The sequence below is a fragment of the Bradyrhizobium sp. Kon37 genome, assembly GCF_055807535.1.
The window spans coordinates 1-231 of sequence record NZ_JBVVOY010000364.1; the positions used below are offsets into that span (position 1 = coordinate 1).

Sequence of the window (231 nt, forward strand, 5' to 3'; positions counted from 1 at the left end):
GCACTGGCGACGTGATTTTCATCACTATGCAGAGTCTGGCTGGGTGGAATTCCGCACTGCCACCCTTGTTGCGGAAGAATTGCACCAGCTCGGCTATTCACTGGCGCTGGGTCGCGAAGTAGTTAATGAAAGTAGCCGGATGGGATTACCTGATGAATTCACTCTACAACGCGAATTCGAGCGCGCTCGTCAACAGGGTGCGCTAGCACAATGGATTGCGGCTTTTGAAGG

Annotated in this window: 1 pseudogene; it reads left to right on the forward strand. The window is 53.2% G+C overall.

Annotation, left to right across the window (positions count from 1 at the left end):
• Positions 1 to 231, forward strand: a pseudogene (locus tag AC0L3J_RS38495) (hypothetical protein); the annotation flags it as partial.